Raw genomic sequence first — 16,347 nt, 5'->3', positions numbered from 1 at the left:
GGTCGGACGCGGAGAGTAGATCACGGTGGCTGGCGGTTACCGGGCCAACGGGAGCGACACCTCGATCGTCGTACCCGCACCGGCCGGACTTGTCACGTGGATCGAGCCGCCCAGCGCCTCGACACGGTCGCGCAGGCCGGTGAGGCCGGAGCCGCGGGCCGGGTCCGCACCGCCCGCGCCGTCGTCGCGTACCCGCAATGCCAGCGCATTCGCACCGGCGTCGAGCGTGACCTCGACGTACGAGGCGCCGCCGTGCTTGGTGGTGTTCGTGACCGCCTCGGAGACGACGTAGTACGCGGCCACCTCCACCGGCTCGGGAAACCGCTCGGCCGTGCGGACGTCCAGCTCGACCGGCACCTGCGCGCGGCGGGCGATCGCGCGCAGCGCCGGACCCAGCCCGCCCTCGGAGAGGACCACCGGGTGGATGCCCCGGGACAGCTCGCGCAGCTCGTCGAGGGCCTCGGTCAGGTCGCCGGCCATCCGGTCGAGGTCGGCGCGCACCTGCGCCGGTACCGCGCTCTCCACCTGGCGCAGCTCCAGCGCCAGCGAGACAAGGCGCTGCTGCGCCCCGTCGTGCAGGTCGCGCTCCAGTCGCCGGCGCGTGGCGTCCGTGGCCGCGATAATCCGGGCCCGGGAGGCGGCGAGTTGGGTACGGCTCTCCGCGTTCGCGATCGCGATCGCCACGATCTCGGTGAACTCCGCGATCCGCTGCTCGGCGTCGGCCGGAAACGCGGTGCCGCGCCGCTGCGCCCCCAGCGCGCCCCAGGTGCGGCCACCGGCCACCACCGGGATCGCCACCGACGAGCGGACGCCCACCTGCCGGAGCAGCTCCGCGAACTCGCCCGGTACCTCCTCGTAGCCGTCCCGGCGGGCCGGCTCGCCGGTGCGCAGCGCCACCCCGAGCGCCAGCGGCGGCTCGATCGACCAGCGGCTCCCGACCGGCAGCCGCTCCGGACCGTCGCCGTCCTGGGCGATGACCGTGCTCAGCCCGTCCGGGTCGAGGCGGACGATCGCGGCGGAGTCGGCGCCGAGCAGGCGGCCGATCTCGCCGACGACCGTCGCGAACACCTCCTCCGGCGGCGCCTCGCGGGCCACCTGCGTGGCCACCCGCCGCAGCGCGGCCTGCTCGGCGGAGAGGCGGGCCGAGTGCTCGGCCGCCCGCCGCAGCCGGGCCGCGAGGTTGCCGACCACGACGGCCGTGACCAGGAAGACGCCGGTCGCGGCGGCGTTGTCCACCTCGGCGAACCACAGGCGGCGGCTCGACGGCAGGAACAGGTACCCGAGCAGCACCGTGCTGGCCACCGAGACCACCGCCGCCGGGCCGGCACCCCAGCGCACCGCGACCGGCAGGACCGCCAGCAGGTACAGCGGGAGCAGACCCAGCGCGGGCAGGCTCGGCTCCAGGAGGGCGACGACCGTGGTCACCGCCGCGACGCCCACCGCACCGGCGAGCAACCCGCCGAGCCAGCGGCCCGCGCCCACGCGGAGGGCCAGCCCGGCGGTCGTCAAGGTCTACCCGCCACCAGCTCGCGCACCGCACCGGCGGAGAGCTGCGCCTTCCACACGAACCCGGCGGCCGGGCTGAGCGCGATCAGGTCGGCGTAGTCCTCCTCGCGGCGGGTCGAGATCAGTACCACCCGGGCGCGCAGGTCGGGGTGGCGCTCGACGAGCTGGCGGGTCAGGTCGAACCCGCTCTCCGCGCCGAGCGCGACGTCCACCAGGACCACGTCCGGCCGCAGCCGGTCGGCCTTGTCCAGCGCGTCCGCGACCGTCGACGCGGTGCCCACGACTTCGAGGCCGTCCCGCTCGAGGCTCGTGCGGGCGACGGCCAGAAACCGCTCGTTGTCGTCGACGATCAGGCAGCGCCGTAGCATGCCCCCGATCATGGCAGCGGTACGAGGCACCCGCATTCCTGGTAGCAGGTAATCGGTTCACCCGGTGAGCTGGGCGATTCGCCACTAAAGTCGGATTGATGAGTGATCCGACTCTGGCTCAGCAGTTGATCGACGTCCTGCGCCAGGCCGGTGTCGAGCGGGTGTACGGGGTGGTGGGCGACAGCCTCAACCCCGTCGTGGACGCGATCCGGCGTACGGACGGCATCGACTGGGTCCACGTGCGCAACGAGGAGGCGGGTGCCTTCGCCGCGTCCGCCGAGGCGCAGCTGACCGGCCGCCTCGCCGTGTGCGCCGGCAGTTGCGGGCCGGGCAACACCCACCTGGTCCAGGGCTTGTACGACGCGCACCGCAGCGGCGCGCCAGTGCTGGCCATCGCGTCGCAGATCCCGGCCAGCGAGCTCGGTACCGGCTTCTTCCAGGAGACGCACCCGGAGCGGCTGTTCGGCGAGTGCAGCCACTACTGCGAGCTGGTGAGCCGGCCGGTGCAGCTGCCCCGGCTGGCCCGGGTCGCGATCGGCCACGCGCTGGGCCGCGGCGGGGTCAGCGTGCTCGTCCTCCCCGGTGACCTCATGCACGTCGCGCCCCAGAACCCGACCGGCGCGAGCGTGCAGGTCGCGGCGACCGGCCGGGTGGCGCCCGCCGAGGACCAGGTACGCGAGCTGGCCGAGCGGCTCAACGAGGCGACCTCGGTGACGCTCTTCTGTGGTGCGGGCACCCGCGGCGCGCACGCCGAGGTCATCGACCTGGCCACCAAGCTCTCCAGCCCGGTGGGGCACACGCTGCGCGGCAAGGAGTGGATCCAGTACGACAACCCGTTCGACGTGGGGATGAGCGGGCTGCTCGGGTACGGCGCCTGCTACGAGGCGATGCACCACTCCGACTTGCTCCTGATGCTCGGCACCGACTTCCCGTACGACGCGTTCCTGCCCGGCAAGCACACCATCCAGGTCGACCACGACGTGACCCGCCTCGGCCGGCGCACCCCGCTCGAGATGGCCGTACACGGCGACGTCGAGGCCACGCTGCGCGCGGTGACGCCGCTGGTGGAGCAGAAGGACGACGGCTTCCTGCGCCGGATGCTCCAGCGGCACGCGGAGCTGCTGGGCGACGTCGTCGAGGCATACACCCGGGACATCGACCACAGCATGCCGATCCACCCCGAGTTCGCGGCCCGCGTGCTCGACGAGCTGGCCGCCGAGGACGCGATCTTCACGGTCGACACGGGCATGTGCAACGTCTGGGCGGCCCGGTACCTCACGCCGAACGGGTGGCGCCGGATGATCGGCTCTTTCGTGCACGGCTCGATGGCGAACGCGCTGCCGCACGCGATCGGCGCCCAGCTCGCCTACCCCGGCCGCCAGGTGATCTCGATGTCCGGCGACGGCGGGCTGGGAATGCTGATGGGCGAGCTGATCACCGTGGCCACGCAGCAGATCCCGGTGAAGATCGTGGTGTTCAACAACTCCTCGCTCGGCATGGTCAAGCTGGAGATGCTGGTCGACGGCCTGCCCGACTTCGCGACCGACACCGGCCCGGTCGACTACGCGGCGGTCGCGCGGGCGCTCGGCATCCACTCGGTGCGGATCGAGGACCCGGTCGAGGTGCTGGGCGGGTTCCGTGACGCTCTCAACCACCCCGGCCCCGCGCTTGTCGACCTGGTCACCGACCCGAACGCGCTTGCCATCCCGCCTCATGTCACGCCCGGCGAGGTGAAGGGCTTCGGGCTGGCGGCCACGAAGGTCGTGCTCCAAGGCGGGGTGGGCAAGATGGTCGACCTCGCCGCGGCCAACCTCCGCAACATCCCGCGCCCCTCCTTTACCCGGTAGAGGGATACCCGGTAAGGCAAGTACCTGCTAGCGGGTACTCGAAACGGAGGCTGGCAGCGAAGCGCGGAGAGCGCCCTCGTTGCGAGCCTCTTCGTATGAGCGCTATGACCTCTCTCGTCGAGCCGGCACCGTACCCGGCGGCCTACCCCCAGGCGGCGGTCCGGCACCGCCGTCACATGCCGAGCTGGCTGAAGCTCTTCCTCGTCGGCGCCGCGCTGTGGGCGGCGACCGTGCTGATCACCTTCGCCACGCTCAACGTCAACCTGGTCCCGACCGTGATCCTGCTCGGCAGCTTCCTGGTGCCGGTCACGTTCGTGGCGTTCGCGTTCGCCCGCGCCGACGGCGTGCTGACCCCGCAGCGGATCTTCACCGCGTTCGTGGTCGGCGGCGTGCTCGGCGTGCTGGGCGCCTCGGTGCTGGAGTCGGCGCTGCTACGGCAACCCTCGGGGCTCGGCTTCGTGGGCGTCGGCCTCATCGAGGAGGCGGTGAAGCTCGGCGCGCTGTGGCTGCTGTCCCGCCACCTGACCCGCTACACGGTCCGCGACGGGATGGTGCTCGGCGCCTCGGTCGGCTTCGGGTTCGCCGCCCTGGAGAGCGCCGGCTACGCGTTCACCTCACTCTTCACCCCGAGCGGCCTCTCCCTGCTGAACGTCGTGGAGACCGAGGCCCTGCGCGGCGCCCTCGCCCCGGTCGGCCACGGCCTGTGGACCGCGATCCTGGGCGGCGTGCTCTTCGCCACCGCGGCACGGGCCCGCAACGGCCGGCCCAGGCCGCGCGGCTCGGTGTTCGGCTGGTTCCTGGTGGTCTCGGCGCTGCACGCGATGTGGGACGCGGCCGGCATCGTGGCGGTGTGGCTCACGCTGCTGCTGACCGGCACCGCCAGCCAGCTCCGGATGATCGAGCTCGGCCAGGCGCCCGGCGTAACGCAGACCCAGGTGCACCTGTACACGATCCTCAACTGGAGCCTGCTGGCCGCGGACGCCGCGGTGGGCGTGGTGCTGCTGTGGCTGCGCTGGCGGAGGCAGGCCACCGCGCGGGTGGCGCATGCCCGATAATCCTGACCATGACAGCGAACGGCGAGGCGACCCCGTTGCGGGTCGCCATCGCCGATGACGACATTCTGCTCCGCGAAGGGCTGGCGAGCCTCATGGAGCGCTCCGGCCTGGCGGTGGTGGGCCAGGCCGGCGACGGCACGGCGCTGTTGGCCCTGGTCCGGGAGACAAGCCCCGACCTGGCGGTCATCGACATCCGGATGCCGCCGACGCACACCACCGAGGGGCTTGACACGGCCCGCGCCATCCGCCAGGAGCACCCCGACATGGCGATCATGGTGCTCTCCGCGCACGCCGAGTTCGACCACGCGATGGAGCTGCTGGCCAGCGGACGCGCGGTCGGCTACCTGCTGAAGAGCCGGGTCAGCGACGTGGCCGAGTTCATCGACACGCTGGGCCGGGTCGGGCGGGGCGGCTCGGTGGTCGACCCGGCGCTGATCCAGGAGCTGGTCACCGCCCGCCGCCGCAACGACCCGCTCGCCGCGCTCAGCTCGCGGGAGCGCGAGGTGCTGTCGCTGATGGCGGAGGGGCGCTCCAACGCGGGCATCGCCCGCCGCCTCTGGCTGACCGAGGGCACGGTGGAGAAGCACGTGCGGCACATCCTGGCCAAGCTCGCGCTGGCCGAGGCGGACGACGACCACCGGCGGGTGCTCGCGGTGCTCACGTTCCTCGACGCCCGCTGACCCCCGACTAGCGCCGCCCGTCCGGGGTATTCGGGTACGTGCGCATCGGAAAGGTGGAGATCAGGTCGCTCGGCGGCGGGCCCGGCTGCCTGCTGATGATCGTGGCGTCGCTGGTGCTGTCCGTCGTGGCCACCGTCTGCGTCAACATCTTCTTCCGAACCTAACCGGGATGGCGGTGGAGGCGCCGGAGCGCGAGGGCGAGCTGGAGGCGGAGCTTGCCGTGCGCGTCGCGGACGCTTATTTCGAGAGCACGAGAGGATCTATTTCAAGATTTGGGCTACCGCGATGTCCGCGGTGGTCCGGACCGTTGCTCCCGCGGCCTCACCCTCCGCGCTACACAAACCAAAACAGCACCGGCCCGGCGGGCCGGGGCCACCGGGATGCGTCGGCGGCCTCCAGCTCGGCCCATATCTCACGGCGGCGTCGACCGCGTCGACCAGACCGGCCGGGGTTGTGGTTGTGAACCGCGGAGGGTGAGGCCGCGGGAGCAGCGGTCCGGTGCCCGGCGGACATCGCGGTAGCCCAAATCTTCCGGCCACACGTGCCGGGGACTACGCCGGCCTGCTGATCACTCGTTGACGGGTCACCGGGCCGCCGGTACATTCGCGTCAGCACACATCCGATCTTTGGCCGCGCGGTGGCACGGTGGCCCCTGACCGGATTGTCCACATTGTTCTTACGGCCTGTTCCAGGTGCGGCGGCGCGCCCTGTCCCACTTCGATCCGCTGAGTCATCACTCAACGGGAAGGAGCGCGCGATGCGCCGTCGCCTTTTGGCGCCATTGGCCTGTGCCGCACTCGTCCTCACCTCACTCACCGTTCCGGCCACCCCCGCGTCCGCGCAGGCCAAGGCCGCCGAACCGATCCTGCAAGAGGTCACCCTCGCCAAGGGACCGGCCGCCATGGGCGAGCCGATGTCCCTGGCCGTGCTGCCCGACCGCACCGCACTGCACACGTCGCGGGACGGGCGCATCTTCGCCACCGACCCGGTCGGCGGCACCAAGCTCGCCGCGACGATCCCGGTGTACACGCACGACGAGGAGGGGCTGCAAGGCATCGCGGCCGACCCCGACTTCGCGTCGAACCGCTGGATCTACCTGTACTACGCGCCGGTGCTCGCCTCCACACCGGCCGGTGACGCGCCGTCCAACGGCACCGACGCCGACTTCGCCCGCTGGCAGGGCCACAACCAGCTGTCCCGCTTCACGTTGCGGCCGGACAACACAGTGGACCTGGCCAGCGAGAAGAAGCTGCTCCAGGTGACCGCGGACCGGGGCATGTGCTGCCACGTCGGCGGCGACATCGACTTCGACGCGCAGGGCAACCTGTACCTGAGCACCGGCGACGACACCCAACCCTGGTCGTCCAGCGGCTACACGCCGATCGACGAGCGTGACGGGTACAGCTGGGACTTCGACGCGCAGCGTACCGCCGGCAACACCAACGACCTGCGCGGCAAGGTGCTCCGGATCCACCCGGAGGACGACGGGACGTACACGGTCCCGGCCGGCAACCTCTTCGCGCCGGGCACCGCGCGGACCCGCCCGGAGATCTACGCGATGGGCTTCCGCAACCCGTTCCGGCTCTCCGTCGACAAGGCCACCGGCACGGTGTACGTAGGCAACTACGCCGCCGACGCGGAGGCCGCCGACCCCAACCGGGGCGACGGCGGGCACCAGGAGTTCGAGCGGATCACCGGGCCGGGCAACTTCGGCTGGCCGTACTGCCAGGGCTACAACACGCCCTACAACGACTACGACTTCGCCACCGGCACCTCCGGCCCCAAGTTCGACTGCGCCGCGCCGGTGAACGAGTCACCGCACAACACCGGCCTCCGCGAGCTGCCCCCGGCGCAGCCGGCCTGGATCGCGTACGACGGCGGCATGTCCTCGCCGCTGGGCAACGGCGGCGGTCCGATGGCCGGCCCGGTCTACCGCTTCGACGCCGGCCTGGACTCGGCGACCAAGCTGCCGGAAAGCTTCGACGGCAAGTTCTTCGCCGGTGAGTTCACCCAGGACTGGATCAAGACGATCACCGCGGACGGCGACGGCAGCGCCGGTACGATCGCCGCCTTCCCGTGGACCCACAAGCACATCATGGACATGGCGATGGGCCCGGAGGGCGCGCTCTACGTGCTCGACTACGGCGCCGGCTGGTTCAACGGCGACGAGCACTCCGCCCTGTACCGCATCGAGACCGCGCCGGGCGGCAACCGCTCGCCGACCGCGGTGATCGACGCGGACAAGACCTCCGGCACCGGCCCGCTGACCGTCGCGTTCGACGCGACCGGCTCCACCGACCCGGAGGGCGACCAGCTCTCGTACGCCTGGACGTTCGGCGACGGCGGCACCTCCACCGCGGCCAGCCCCACCCACACGTACCAGAACAACGGCAGCTACACCGCGAAGGTGACCGTCACCGACACGGCCGGCAACTTCGGCAACGCCACGGTCACCGTCACGGTCGGCAACACCGCGCCGACGGTCACCATCACCGCGCCGGTCGAGGGCTCGGTCTTCGGCTTCGGCGACGCGATCCCGTACACCGTGACGGTCTCCGACCCGGAAGACTCCACGGTGGACTGTTCAAAGGTGACGGTGAGCTTCGTGCTCGGGCACGACCAGCACGGCCACCCGATCACGAGCGAGACCGGCTGCACCGGCGTGCTGCACACCACCGCGAACAGCGAGCACAACGCGAGCGACAACCTCTTCGGCGTCATCGACGCGTCGTACACGGACGCCGGTGGACTCGCCGGAAACTCGCAGATCGTCATCCAGCCGAGGCACCGGCAGGCCGAGCACTTCGCCACCTCCAGCGGCAACGTCGCGGTCACCGCGAGCCCGCGCGCCGAGGGGAGCTTCGTCGGCTCCATCCACAATGGTGAGTGGGTCGGCTTCAGCCCGTACGACCTGGACCGGGTGACCGGCATCAGCGCGGTCGTCTCCGCCGGAGCCGGCGGCGGGGGCCAGATCCAGGTGCGCACCGGATCCCCGGACGGCCCGGTCGCCGGCACGCTCACCGTGCCCGGCACCGGCGGCTGGGAAAACTTCACGACGGTGAACGCCGCGATCGCCGCTCCCGCCGGCACCGGCAGCATGTACCTCACGTTCAGCGGCGCCGCCGGCAGTGACCTGTTCAACGTGGACAGCTTCACGTTCCTCGGCGGCGGTACCGGCAACGGCGACCTCGCCCGCGGCCGCCCGGTGGTCGCCTCCTCCACCTACGAGGCGTACCGGGTGCCCGAGCTGGTCGTCGACGGCGACGCCACCACCCGCTGGTCCAGCGAGTACACCGATCCACAGTGGATCCAGGTCGACCTCGGCTCGGTGTACGAGCTACGCCGGGTACGGCTGAGCTGGGAGACCGCCTCCGCCAAGGCGTACGAGATCCAGACCTCGAACGACGGCCAGGAGTGGACCACCGTCTACAGCACGACCGCGGGCGACGGCGGCATCGACGACATCCGGTTCGAGGGATCCGGCCGCTACGTACGCATGCACGGCACCCAGCGCACCACCGCCTGGGGCTACTCGCTGTTCGACTTCAACGTGTTCGGCGAGACGACGGGCGGCGAGCCGCCGGGCTACCGGGTGATGCTCTTCTCCAAGACGACCGGCTTCCGGCACGACTCCATCCCGGCCGGCGTCGCGGCGATCGAGCGGCTCGGCGAGCAGCACGGCTTCGCCGTCGACGCCACCGAGGACGCGGCCGCCTTCACCCCGGAAAATCTCGCCAAGTACAAGGCGGTCATCTTCCTCTCCACGACCGGTGACGTGCTCGACGCCAACCAGCAGGCGGCGTTCGAGGGCTACATCCGGGGCGGCGGCGGGTACGCCGGCATCCACGCGGCGGCCGACACCGAGTACGACTGGGCGTGGTACGGCGGCCTCGTCGGCGCGTACTTCCAGTCGCACCCGGCGACCCAGCAGGCGACCGTGCGCTTCGAGGACCGGGCCAACCCGTCCACCGCGCACCTTCCGCCGACCTGGACCCGCACCGACGAGTGGTACAACTACCGCACCAACCCGCGCGGCAACGTGAAGGTGCTCGCCAACCTCGACGAGTCCAGCTACAGCGGCGGCGGCATGGGTGCCGACCACCCGATCACGTGGTGCCAGCGCTACGACGGTGGCCGCTCCTGGTACACCGGCATGGGGCACACCACCGAGTCGTTCGCCGACGAGAACTACCTGAAGATGCTGCTCGGCGGCATCCGGCTGGCCGCCGGCGACGCGGCCGGGGACTGCCGGCCGGAAGCGGGCTACACGCCGCTCTTCGACGGCACCCAGGCCAGCCTCGACCAGTGGCAGCACGCCGGTCCGGGCGGGTTCACGCTGGACAACGGCACGATCAGCTCGGTCGGCGGCATGGGCCTGCTGTGGTTCCCGGTCCGGACGTTCAGCGACTACTCGCTCAAGGTCGACTGGATGATGCCGGGCGACGACAACGGCGGTGTCTTCATCGGCTTCCCCGACCCCGGTGACGACCCGTGGAAACCCGTCGACAGCGGACACGAGATCCAGATCGACGCCACCGACAACGACCCGACCCGCACGACCGGCAGCGTGTACAGCTTCAAGGGGCCGGACACCGCACTGCGCGAGGCCAACCTCAACGAGCCCGGTGAATGGAACTCGTACGACATCCGGGTCAGCGGGCAGCACGTCGAGGTCTACCTCAACGGCGTAAAGATCACCGACTACATGAGCAACCGGGCCATCGCGAACGGCTACATCGGCGTGCAGAACGACGGCGCCGGGTTGGAGATCAGCTACCGGAACATCCGGGTACGCGCGGGCGGTACCACCGGCGACGACCTCGCCCGTGGCAAGCCGACCGAGGCGTCCAGTGTGGAGCCGGACAGCACGCACGTGCCAGGCAACGTGGTCGACGGCAACGCCTCCACCCGGTGGGGGAGTGTCCACAGCGATCCACAGTGGATCAGCGTGGACCTCGGCGCCGTGTACGACCTCAGCCGCGTGCGCCTCAACTGGGAGGCGGCGTTCGCCAAGTCGTACGAGATCCAGACGTCGACGAACGGCACCGACTGGGCCCCGGTGTACAGCACCACGAACGGCGACGGCGGCATCGACGACATCGAGGTCGCCGGCGTGGGTCGCTACGTGCGGGTGTACTGCGCGGAGCGCGGCACCGAGTGGGGCTACTCGCTGTGGGACCTGAACGTCTACGGCGCACCCACCGGCGGCGCGGACACCACCGCCCCGTCGACCCAGGCGTCGCTGACCGGCCCGCAGTCCGGCGGCTGGTACACCGGCGCGGCGACGGTCACGCTGGCCGCCTCCGACGAGCCGGGCGGCAGCGGCCTCGCGTCCACGCAGTACCAGGTGGACGGCGGTACGACGTGGACGGTCTACACCGGACCGTTCGGCGTCACCGGTGACGGTCAGCACGAGGTGCGCTTCCGCTCCACCGACAAGGCCGGCAACGTCGAGCAGACCCGTACGGTGACGCTGCGCACCGACGGGACGGCACCGCTCACGACCGCCGCGTTCGCGCCGGCCAACGACAACGGCTGGCACGCGGGCGCGGTACCCGTGACGCTCACCGCGACCGACGGCGGTGCCGGCGTGGCCACGACCCAGTGGTCGCTCGACGGCGGCCCGTGGACCGCGTACACCGGTCCGGTCGACATCACCGGCGACGGCGAGCACGAGCTGCGCTACCGGGCCACGGACGCGGCCGGCAACGCCGAGGCGCTCAAGTCGGCGATCGTGAAGGTCGACGGCACCAGGCCGACCACCATCGTCGCCGGCGTGGCCGACGGCGGGGTGTACGGCGACAGCCTGGACGTACGGATCACGTACCAGGCGGTCGACCCGACGTCCGGCATCGCCACGACGGTCGGCACGATGGACGGCGCGGCGTACGCCAGCGGGCGGGTCCAGCCCTTGTACGACCTCGGGCTGGGCATGCACGAGCTGACCGTCACCGCCACCGACAAGGCCGGCAACCGCACGACCACGACGGTCCGGTTCTACGTCGAAACGTCGTTCCGCGACGTGCAGAACCTGATCGACCGCTTCCGCAGCACGGGCCAGCTCTCCAAGTCGGCTCACCAGAAGCTGTCGAACAAGCTGGAGGCCGCCCGTGTATCGGAGGCGGCCGGCAACGACAAGCGGGCGCTACAGCAGCTCGCCGCGCTCCGCGTGCTGGCCACCGACACCGCGCTGGTGCCGGACGCGGACGTACGCGTGGTGCTGACCCGCGACATCGACGCGCTGACCGCGATCATCAGCGGCCCGGCGTGACCTGACGGGTTCGCGGCCCGCTCGATCGCCACGGTGGTCGAGCGGGCCGCGCTCGCGTTACGCCCGGCCGGCCGGCTCGATGGTGGCCAGGTAGCGCAGGCCGCGCATGAGGAACGAGCGCGGGTTCGTGTCGAGGTGGTCGGCCCAGTCCGGGTCGCTCTCCCCGCGCAGCCACGCGTACCGGGCCAGCGCGTACCCGTACATCGGCTCGGTCAGGTAGCCCAGCCGGGACGTCCTGGTGTAGGTGTTCCGGCCGGTGTAGGTGATCCCGCCGCGCGCCTCGTGGAAGAATTCGAAGGCCGCGTTGGCGGTGAAGATACCCAGTCCGAAGTAGACGGTCAGCAGGTCGGTGAGCGGCTCGTGGTCCTCCCGCTCGCCGACGGAGATCCGGTCGCTGCCGATCAGGAGGGCGTGCCCGAGCTCGTGCGCGATGGTGGCGACAAGCGCCATCGGCCGGCGCGCCTGCTGCTCCCGGATCCCGATGACCGACCGCCCATCGCGCATCCGGTGATGGCCCGCCGCCCCGGACCACGTCGTGTTGAGCGGCACGTGCGAGGAGAGCTCCGTCCTATCCTCGTCCGAGAAATGCTCCAGCTCCACCCGCTCCGGGTCGACGCCCATGTGCCCGCAGAGGAGCCCCATCACCCGCTCGACATCCGCCCGGCTGCCCACGTAGGCGCCGGGGAAGTAGTCGTCCGTCGGCAGCACGATCGGGCCGGCGAGCACCGCCGTACCGAACTCCGCGACGAACCAGTCCATCGACCGCTCGATCCAGTCCTGCTCGACCGGCCGTACCGGACACTCAGGCCTGCGCCGCCACCACACCACGCCCGGATTGTGCGCCACCTGCGCAAGCCTCACCCATCCCATGCCTCTTCAGAGGGTCGGCGTCCTGTCGCGGACAAAGGTCCAAAACCAAGGAGATTGAGCTACCGCGATGTCCGCGGTCGTCCGGACCGTCGCTCCCGCGGCCTCACCCTCCGCGGTTGTGCAAGCTCACCCCGGGGGCGTGGTCGGGCCGACCACGACCTTCGCTGCCTGGTCCGCGCTCCAAGCCCAACCTTGACCTAGCTCGGCGGTCGGGCGGGGGTCTACCCAAAGGGTAGGCATGCGCCCGAAGCCCGCTCGGTTTGCCTTGATCGGCGCGACGACGGACGCCGCCGGGCAGATCGTGGTACTTAGTTGCCCCTGGAGGGGCAGTTCGATACCACGATCTCCCGCGCCGGGGTCGGGGTTGGGCTTGGACCGCGGACGTGGCAGCGGAGGTCGGGGATCTCGGGGAGCGCCAGCGAGCCGCCGGCCGCAGCGGTGCCCGCGGGAGCATACGGTCTGCGACTGGCGCGGACCGGGGCCAATACCTCGCTGTTTGGAATTTAGTCTAAAGGGTGCCTTCCCGGGCGGCGCGCCACATGTCGACGGAGGCGGTACCGGTGTCCAGGATTTTGTCTATCGTGGACAGTTCGTCGTCGGTGAAGGCGAGGTTGTCCAGGGCGGCCACGTTCTGTTCCAGCTGGCCCACGCTGCTCGCACCGATCACCAGCGAGGTCACTCGCGGGTCGCGCAGGGCCCAGGCGAGCGCCAGCTGGGCGAGGCTCTGGCTGCGGCCACCGGCCAGGTCGTTGAGCGCGTTGAGCTGGGCGACCCGGGTCTGGTCGATGGATTGCGGGTCAAGCGACTTGCCCTGGGTGGCCCGCGAGCCGTCCGGGATGCCGGTCAGGTACTTGTCGGTGAGCAGGCCCTGCGCGAGCGCGGTGAAGCCGATGACGCCGGCCCCCACCTCGGCGGTCGCGTCCAGCAGGCCCTCGGTCTCGATCCAGCGGTTCAGCATCGAGTACGACGGCTGGTGGATCAGCAGCGGCGTGCCGAGTTCGCGCAGCAGTGCGGCCATCTGGCGGGTGTGCTCGGCGTCGTAGGAGGAGATGCCCACGTAGAGCGCCTTGCCCGCGCGGACCGCGGCGTCCAGCGCGGAGGCGGTCTCCTCCAGCGGGGTGTCCGGGTCGTACCGGTGCGAGTAGAAGATGTCCACGTACTCCAAGCCCATGCGGCCCAGCGACTGGTCGAGGCTGGCCAGCACGTACTTGCGGCCGCCGCCACCCTGCCCGTACGGGCCCGGCCACATGTCCCAGCCGGCCTTCGTCGAGACGACGATCTCGTCCCGGTACGGCCGCAGGTCCTCGCGCACGAGGCGGCCGAAGTTGACCTCGGCGGAGCCGTACGGCGGGCCGTAGTTGTTGGCCAGGTCGAAGTGCGTGATGCCGAGGTCGAACGCGCGCCGGGTGATCGCCCGCTGCGTCTCGAAGGGCTTGTCATCGCCGAAGTTGTGCCAGTAGCCCAGCGACAGGACTGGCAGGTCGAGGCCCGAGCGGCCGGTCCGGCGGTACTGCATACCGCTGCTGTAGCGGTCCGATGCGGCGACGTAACTCATGATCTTACTATCGCCACCGGGGCCTGTGCCGTCCAACAGCAGAATGAGATGCGATTCAGCAGGCTGGCGTATGAGTCAGCTGGCGATGCCGACCACCTGCTTGACCGTCTCCGGCTCGTCGAGCATACGGAGCATGTGGTGCGCGACGTCGGCGCGGGGCACCGAGAAGCCGCCCCGGATGTTGCGGTTGAGGGCGACGCGGTAGTGGCCGGTCAGCGGCTTGTCGGTGAGCTTCGGCGGGCGGGAGACCGTCCACTCCAGGCCGCTCTCGCGCAGGATCTGCTCGGTGAGCGCGAGGTCCGCGTAGTGCCGGCCGAACATGGCTCGGGCGAACCGGGCCCCCAGATGCCGCATGAAGAAGCCGTCGCCGGGGTCGTGCCGAGGTGGCGCCGGCTCGCCCGGCACGGGCACCGGGCCGACCGGCGCGGCGCTGACGACGATGATGCGCCGCACGTGCTCGGCCTGCATCGCGGCGACGATCGCGCGGGTGCCGCGCGAGGTGATGCCCACGTCGGCGCGCGGGTCGCGGGGGCCGAGCCCGGACAGGACGGCGTCCGCGCCGCGCACGGCCGCGCCCAGCGCCGCCATGGCGGGGGCGGCGAGGTCGACTGCGACAGGGTGTACGCCCTCCGGCAGCCCCCGCGGGCGGCGGGCGACCGCGGTCACCTCGTGTCCAGCGGCGACTGCCTGCTCCACCAGGTGCCTTCCGATACCGCCGGTGGCGGCCACGACCGTGAGCTTCATCGGTGCTGTCCTCTCGGTGCCGTACGATACGAGTTCCATAATATTTGAGTTTGAGGTCCAGACAATATGAGCCCCGTAACATCTGGAAACCAGCGCGCCCGTCGGCAGCTCACGACGCAGATCAAGGACTCGGTCCGCGACCTGCGCAACCAGCTCTCGATGCTCAACCGCCAGGTCGGTACCCACCTCGACCTCAGGGAGGTCGACCTGGACTGCCTCGACCTGATCAGCCGGCACGGGCCGCTCAGCCCCACCGCGCTCGCCCGCCAGGCGGGGGTGCACCCGGCCACGGTGACTGGCATCCTCGACCGGCTCGAGCAGGCCGGATGGGTCGCCCGCGAGCGCGGCCCGGCCGACCGGCGCGCGGTCACGGTGCGGGCGCTGCCGGAGCGGGGGCGGGAGGTGTTCGCGCTCTACGCCGGGATGAACGGGGCGATGGACGACATCTGCGCCGGCTACGACGAGGAGCAGCTCAAGCTCCTAGCCGACTTCCTCCGCAAGACCACCGAAGCCGGCGCGACCGCCACAGGTGACCTCGCTGGGCGGGGCTGAGGCTTCGGCCGCGTTTTGGTAGGGATCCGACGGGCGGGTGTGGCGCACACTGCCGGCATGAGGGGTACGCATGGGGACGGCGAGCTGCTGGTGACGGAGATCGCCTGCCTCGCCGGCGGCCGGTGGGCGACGATCCGGGCCGGGCTCGTCATGCTGCTGCGGCGCGGGCGGCTCAACAGCAACCGGCGGGGCCGGATCGAGCGCGTCGGCAGCTCGCCGCGGGACGGGGAGCCGCTGGAGAAGGTGCTGTTCGCGGCGCTGCTGGGCTGGCGCGGCGCACGTGAGGTCGGCGAGATGCCCCGCGTCCGGGCCACCGTCGGCGAGGTGCGCCGCGGCCTGGAGCGGCGCGGGCTGCTGCGCCGCGTATGGGTCCGGGTGACGGTGCCGCTCGCGCTCGCGGTGGTATCGGGCGTCGCGACCGCCCGGCTGGTGTCGTTCGACGTGCTCCCGCCCGCGACGGGCGTCCTCGCGGTCGTGGTCTGCGCCGCCGCGGGCGTCTGGTTCCTGCCCCGCCGCACCATAGCCGGAGCCCGGACGCTACGCCGCCTCCGCGGTGAGTACGCGGCCGACGTCGCCGACCTTGAGGCGCGCACGGCGGACGTGGAGGCGTGGTCGCCGGTCCGGGTCGGCGCCGTGGTCGCCCTGTACGGCGACGCCGCCCTGCTGGCCATCGCGCCGGTTGCCGCCCGCAGCGCCGGCCTGCTGGACGGCGGCCGCTGGACCCGCCGCCTCCGGCAGCGCAACATCGACTACGGAGACTGGACGGACACCGCGATGAGCGAGATCAACAAAGAGAACCCAGTCTCCGGCTTCTGAAGACCTTCTGGCATCAAGGTTCGTGCGTCGTGCGGTCTGGTGGCTACCCCGATATTTGCCTACGGCGAGATAGATGCCTGCGT

General features: G+C 71.3%; 12 protein-coding genes. 7 read left to right on the top strand and 5 right to left on the bottom strand.

Annotation, left to right across the window (positions count from 1 at the left end; translation table 11 throughout):
- Nucleotides 1-36: 36 nt before the first annotated feature.
- Both Pflav_RS12875 and Pflav_RS12870 read right to left on the bottom strand, forming a co-directional pair.
- Nucleotides 37-1,509: a sensor histidine kinase gene (locus tag Pflav_RS12875; protein WP_173036382.1), complete on the bottom strand. Its 1,473-nt coding sequence runs from the start codon at nucleotides 1,507-1,509 to the stop codon at nucleotides 37-39.
- A complete protein-coding gene (locus Pflav_RS12870; protein ID WP_197938403.1) occupies nucleotides 1,506-1,874 on the bottom strand; it encodes a response regulator transcription factor in 369 nt (122 codons plus the stop codon). Before Pflav_RS12870 ends, Pflav_RS12875 begins: the two co-directional genes overlap by 4 nt.
- A gap of 98 nt (nucleotides 1,875-1,972) precedes the next feature.
- Here Pflav_RS12870 and Pflav_RS12865 point away from each other — a divergent pair, with 98 nt between their 5' ends.
- The 5 genes from Pflav_RS12865 (at nucleotide 1,973) to Pflav_RS12850 (ending at nucleotide 11,727) form a co-directional block, all read left to right on the top strand.
- Nucleotides 1,973-3,721 (top strand): pyruvate dehydrogenase, encoded by a 1,749-nt coding sequence (locus Pflav_RS12865; RefSeq protein WP_173036380.1) that lies wholly within the window; start codon nucleotides 1,973-1,975, stop codon nucleotides 3,719-3,721.
- 95 nt (nucleotides 3,722-3,816) lie between these two features.
- The gene (locus Pflav_RS12860) at nucleotides 3,817-4,776 is read left to right on the top strand and encodes a PrsW family intramembrane metalloprotease (RefSeq protein ID WP_232071325.1); all 960 of its coding nucleotides are present in this window, start codon (nucleotides 3,817-3,819) and stop codon (nucleotides 4,774-4,776) included.
- 35 nt (nucleotides 4,777-4,811) lie between these two features.
- Nucleotides 4,812-5,456 carry a response regulator gene (locus Pflav_RS12855; RefSeq protein ID WP_197938953.1) on the top strand — a complete coding sequence of 215 codons (645 nt, stop codon included), beginning with the start codon at nucleotides 4,812-4,814 and terminating at the stop codon, nucleotides 5,454-5,456.
- Nucleotides 5,457-5,494: 38 nt separating this feature from the next.
- Nucleotides 5,495-5,620 carry a hypothetical protein gene (locus Pflav_RS47355; protein WP_269474496.1) on the top strand — a complete coding sequence of 42 codons (126 nt, stop codon included), beginning with the start codon at nucleotides 5,495-5,497 and terminating at the stop codon, nucleotides 5,618-5,620.
- 593 nt (nucleotides 5,621-6,213) lie between these two features.
- Nucleotides 6,214-11,727 carry a ThuA domain-containing protein gene (locus tag Pflav_RS12850; RefSeq protein WP_173036378.1) on the top strand — a complete coding sequence of 1,838 codons (5,514 nt, stop codon included), beginning with the start codon at nucleotides 6,214-6,216 and terminating at the stop codon, nucleotides 11,725-11,727.
- A 57-nt stretch (nucleotides 11,728-11,784) separates the two neighbouring features.
- Here Pflav_RS12850 and Pflav_RS12845 read toward each other — a convergent pair whose 3' ends face one another.
- From Pflav_RS12845 to Pflav_RS12835, 3 genes are all read right to left on the bottom strand, one after another.
- Nucleotides 11,785-12,573: a hypothetical protein gene (locus tag Pflav_RS12845; RefSeq protein ID WP_173036377.1), complete on the bottom strand. Its 789-nt coding sequence runs from the start codon at nucleotides 12,571-12,573 to the stop codon at nucleotides 11,785-11,787.
- A gap of 532 nt (nucleotides 12,574-13,105) precedes the next feature.
- The gene (gene mgrA, locus Pflav_RS12840) at nucleotides 13,106-14,152 is read right to left on the bottom strand and encodes an L-glyceraldehyde 3-phosphate reductase (protein ID WP_173036376.1); all 1,047 of its coding nucleotides are present in this window, start codon (nucleotides 14,150-14,152) and stop codon (nucleotides 13,106-13,108) included.
- A gap of 75 nt (nucleotides 14,153-14,227) precedes the next feature.
- Nucleotides 14,228-14,896, bottom strand: a complete 669-nt coding sequence (locus tag Pflav_RS12835) for an NAD(P)-dependent oxidoreductase (RefSeq protein ID WP_173036375.1) — start codon at nucleotides 14,894-14,896, stop codon at nucleotides 14,228-14,230.
- 66 nt (nucleotides 14,897-14,962) lie between these two features.
- On the opposite strand from Pflav_RS12835, the gene Pflav_RS12830 reads away from it, so the two are divergent.
- Nucleotides 14,963-15,448, top strand: coding sequence for a MarR family transcriptional regulator (locus Pflav_RS12830; RefSeq protein WP_173036374.1), 486 nt, complete (start codon nucleotides 14,963-14,965; stop codon nucleotides 15,446-15,448).
- 39 nt (nucleotides 15,449-15,487) lie between these two features.
- A complete protein-coding gene (locus tag Pflav_RS12825) occupies nucleotides 15,488-16,264 on the top strand; it encodes a TIGR04222 domain-containing membrane protein (RefSeq protein WP_269474495.1) in 777 nt (258 codons plus the stop codon).
- The last annotated feature ends 83 nt before the right edge of the window (nucleotides 16,265-16,347 follow it).

This window comes from Phytohabitans flavus (genome assembly GCF_011764545.1).
GTDB lineage: Bacteria > Actinomycetota > Actinomycetes > Mycobacteriales > Micromonosporaceae > Phytohabitans > Phytohabitans flavus.
The sequence above is the reverse complement of the archived record's forward strand: the minus strand, read 5'-3'. Positions and strand labels throughout refer to the sequence as shown.